This window comes from Collimonas sp., assembly GCF_035566555.1.
Taxonomy (GTDB): Bacteria; Pseudomonadota; Gammaproteobacteria; order Burkholderiales; family Burkholderiaceae_D; genus Collimonas.
On record NZ_DATMRB010000072.1, the window covers coordinates 1 to 3,782 of the forward strand.

At 56.9% G+C, this 3,782-nt stretch carries 5 protein-coding genes and 1 pseudogene; all 6 read right to left on the reverse strand.

The annotated features are described in order from the left end of the window. The coding region (locus VNZ65_RS09570) for a recombinase family protein (protein ID WP_325668344.1) at positions 1-425 on the reverse strand (425 nt) is incomplete at its 3' end. 990 nt (positions 426-1,415) lie between these two features. Next, complete coding sequence (locus tag VNZ65_RS09575) at positions 1,416-1,940, reverse strand: hypothetical protein (protein ID WP_325668346.1); 525 nt, start codon at positions 1,938-1,940, stop codon at positions 1,416-1,418. After that, the gene (locus VNZ65_RS09580) at positions 1,937-2,593 is read right to left on the reverse strand and encodes a glycoside hydrolase family 19 protein (RefSeq protein WP_325668348.1); all 657 of its coding nucleotides are present in this window, start codon (positions 2,591-2,593) and stop codon (positions 1,937-1,939) included. Before VNZ65_RS09580 ends, VNZ65_RS09575 begins: the two co-directional genes overlap by 4 nt. After that, positions 2,590-2,847, reverse strand: a complete 258-nt coding sequence (locus VNZ65_RS09585) for a hypothetical protein (RefSeq protein ID WP_325668350.1) — start codon at positions 2,845-2,847, stop codon at positions 2,590-2,592. Before VNZ65_RS09585 ends, VNZ65_RS09580 begins: the two co-directional genes overlap by 4 nt. Then, positions 2,831-3,190 carry a holin gene (locus tag VNZ65_RS09590; protein WP_325668352.1) on the reverse strand — a complete coding sequence of 120 codons (360 nt, stop codon included), beginning with the start codon at positions 3,188-3,190 and terminating at the stop codon, positions 2,831-2,833. The genes VNZ65_RS09585 and VNZ65_RS09590 overlap by 17 nt, the downstream gene beginning before the upstream one ends. A gap of 249 nt (positions 3,191-3,439) precedes the next feature. Further along, positions 3,440-3,782: pseudogene (locus VNZ65_RS09595) on the reverse strand (hypothetical protein); the annotation flags it as partial.

Genomic DNA, 3,782 nt, shown 5'->3' on the forward strand with positions numbered 1-3,782 from the left:
TTGCGGCCGCCTACCCGGCCACGGGCACGCGCTGCAGCCAAACCAGCGTGCGTGCGCTCGCGGATCAAGCCCCGCTCAAATTCCGCCAGTGCCGCAAACACATGAAAAATCAGCTTGCCCGCTGCGCTGCCCGTCTCGATCTTCTCTGTCAGGCTCTCGAAACCGATGCAGCGCTGCTCCAGATCGGCCACGATCTGCACCAGGTCGGGCAAACTGCGTCCGAGGCGATCCAGCCGCCACACGACAAGGGTATCCCCTGCCCGTAGCGCTTTACGGCACTGCTCAAGCTCCGGCCGCGCTGTATCCTTCCCACTGGCCGCTTCTTCGTAGATCACGCCGCACCCAGCCTGCTGTAGCGCGTCGCGCTGCAGGTCTAGATGCTGATCATCGGTCGATACGCGGGCGTATCCAATGCGTTGATTCATGGACGCATCCAGGACATTGAAAAATTGACGAGTATATTAACACTCGAGGACAACTTTCACGAAGAAAAATCGCAGCACTTTGATCTGTTCATAAAACTACTGTTTTGTGAGCAACCAGAAAACCAAATTTCAACGCAGGGCCACCGAATCTAGATCAGTAGTGAGTTCCTCCTGAGCCAGAAAAACACAAGGTCCAAAGGAGACCTTGCTTGGACTCATCAACCCTTCTAGGCGACCTGATTTGCGAAACGAAATGTTACCGGACAAAGACACCCAAACAATTCGAGGCGGAATGCGCACTGCAGGCGACTTGAATTTTTTACTGCCCCTGGTCCAGTCGCAGGGGTTCACTCCAAAAGTGCGTCATTTTGCGTCAACCTGTTGCGGCCGACTTCCCCGTGAACCCCGCACACCTTTTGGGCTTGGCGTTTTTGCGAACTGCGTTAAAAGGAGTGCCTTTAACGAAGCCGGCAGGCGTGGGGGGGACTGGTGCGACATGGTGCTGATGAGGTAATTGCTTTGCCCGCTGAACATCGTGGTGACAAAGCCCGTTGTGCCGTCAACGGTAGCCTACTGCCCCCGGGCAAGACGGGTAACTGTCTGGCCTGAAGCGGTCAGGACAATGCATGGAGGGCTGCAAGCGCAAATGCGGCTCTCACGCTAGGCTTGGTGGTATCGGTTGACGAAAGAAGACTTCGAGAGGCTTGAGCGGAGTGCGATGAAAGTCGCACGCTCCGTTCTTAGGGAACGGCGGCGCAGCAATGCGCTGCTGTTACCCGACGCCGGCGAAGGCCATGGCCGACAGCTTTTTTCATGGCAAGGCGACAATATCAGGACGTTAAAAAAGGCCGCGTGTGCGGCCTTAATCAATGCAGGCGCTGCCGTTACAACATGGCGGCGGGGCAGGTATACCATCAACGTCCGGCGCGCCTGAGCGCCTCCTGTTCCTTCTGATAGTCATCCCGGCAATCGGTTTGCGCCTGACAACGACTAAAACTTTTTGGTCGCATTTGTGGCCGCTTGTAGATGTGCGTAATACTCGCGCAGACCTAAAGCCAATTCTCGCCAGGCGCGACAATTGGTTGCATTACTGATGTCGACGGCAGCGACCTGAGCAAGCGAAACGCCGGCGGGTTCCCGGTCAGAATCGGCGGCAGGTCCGGGATCCTCACCTGACCAGGCGGCGTCGTACAAGCGCACAAAGCCGGCATTAACAGCAAAGTGAGCATTATCCGCTTGCGTAATATAGTTCGGAACCTGCTTTTCAATGGTTTCTCCCTTGAGGTAAATGGTCTTGATGCGGTCGACATATTTGATCTGCGTCTGCGCAACGACAACCTGCTGTGCTTTGGCGATTTTGATTGAGCGCTCGGCCAGCTGATTGACGTACGCAATGTGCTTTTCACCCTCGTCCTGCTTGCCTTTGTTGTAGCAGATCGTCCCGAACACAGCAGCAGCCGAAGCGAGGGCCAGCCAGCGTGCCCACCATGGCAACACCTCCTTCAATAGATTCATACGACCCCCAAGGAACTTTTGCATGCCGCCCAGCGCGCGCGCCGCGCGGCCCGGCTCTCAGCCGTGATGCCGGCGCCATTAATCCGTGTCGACAGCCCATCAAAATCGCCCCTATCGGCATAGGCATTGCCACCAATCGAGTGCCAGAACCATCCCGCCGAGCGGGCCGCGAAAGCCCTGTCCGTGGAAAGTCGCTGCGGGACGGCAACGCAATCAACACCCAGCGCAGCCGAACATGCTGCGTAGTTGTCGCGAAACGTAACTTGCTTCAGGCCGCCGCCGCGATAGCGCCAGCCATCGCCGGAAGCGACGTCGCCATTACCGTACCGATTGGCGTAGACGATGTTGGCGATCCGGATCTGGCGATCCAGCGGCACCATCTTCTCTCCTGGCTGGCGGCCAAGGGCGGCGGCGTGCATGGCAATACGCTTGCCAAAGGTGGCAATCAGCCCCTGCACCGAATAATCAAACGACTCGGATAAGCGAGACAGCCCGGCACTTTCGTGGCCAATCTGTGCAATGAATGCCGCACACCTTGCCGGCGTGCTGATGCCGAACTCGGCCATCGCCGCATTGATCGGTGCATCCCAGTCCGTCGCAAGCGCGGTAGGAATCAGCAAAGCCGTTGAGAGCTGGGAGGCGGACAGATTCATCGTTTCCCCAGGCAATGCCACCGGCGCCAGAACCATACGGCCAGAATCGCGACAGCCACATTCGACACCACCTCAGATTGCTCGCTCCAGAAACCAAAAGCATCCGGCCGCATGATGTTCACAAAGGACGTGAGCGCCACCAGGGACAGTGCAGAAGTACCCAGCACCTGCGTTTCCAGATGCTTGTTCAGGACCGCCCATAAGCAAAACGCTAGCAGTACCAGGTTAGCTACCGTATTAATTAGTTGGATCATTTTTTGCTCCCAGATAGCGGCGCTTCAACGTACCGATGATGTCCGCTTCGTTAATTTCCTTAAATACTTCGCGCGCCGTGGCCAGCGCAAACAGGCCAACCAGGAACTCGATACCGGAATGGGTCCGCGCGCCGGTAATGGCGAACCACTCGATCAGCACCGGCGCAATGTAGACGGCACACGCCAGGCCGGCGGCGAAACTGGACAGCTTCTGCCACCAGTTCAAGCCGTCACCCAGAAATTTCAGGGCAACGGCCGACCCCACCGCCCCCGGCAGTAGCGGCAACAGGTATTTCGTGACCCCCAGCCATACTGCCGCTAGGGTGCTTGTTGGTTCTGCCATGCCTCTTCCCATCAATGATTTGCGCCGGCAGGAACCTCACATGGCCCCTATCGACTAATTACCTTACCTAGTGACCCTATCGCCTTGATAACCCCATCCAGGCGCCCTACTAAAGCAAGCTGCACCTTTTGCTCCAGCTCCCGATTCTTCACCCAGGTATCAAACGCCTTAGATTCCAGGAAATCCCGTGCATCCGAGATCCCCATGCGCATCGCCTCCGGGTACGAGGTGCTTGAATATAAACTCAAGCTAACTGCCATATTGCGCAGGTTTTCCAGTAACTCTCTTCGCGAACTCACTAACGCAGGCTGAAACTGGAAATCGGGCCGGAGGCAACGACTCAGCCTCCGATCCCTCATGTGGTAATGCAACGAATCCCTCGTCTATTTCGACCGTCTCAAAGAAGTGCATCAGCAGCTTGTTGCCGCGGTGACGCATCGCGTATAGCCCCAAGAATTCCGATTCCGGGTATTCGCTGATAATCTGCATGCGATTTTTCAGCCACTCGAGATAGTTCAAAGAATCCGACACCGGATCTGGTGCCAGCTCACCCACGCGTGACAGTTGCGCGGCCATGGCGCCCAGCATCCAA

What these genes read in the sequence shown, in the direction of transcription:
- VNZ65_RS09575 (WP_325668346.1), bottom strand. Translation starts at nt 1,940, where the DNA reads ATGAATCTATTGAAGGAGGTGTTGCCATGGTGGGCACGCTGGCTGGCC.
- VNZ65_RS09580 (WP_325668348.1), bottom strand. Translation starts at nt 2,593, where the DNA reads ATGAATCTGTCCGCCTCCCAGCTCTCAACGGCTTTGCTGATTCCTACC.
- VNZ65_RS09585 (WP_325668350.1), bottom strand. Translation starts at nt 2,847, where the DNA reads ATGATCCAACTAATTAATACGGTAGCTAACCTGGTACTGCTAGCGTTT.
- VNZ65_RS09590 (WP_325668352.1), bottom strand. Translation starts at nt 3,190, where the DNA reads ATGGCAGAACCAACAAGCACCCTAGCGGCAGTATGGCTGGGGGTCACG.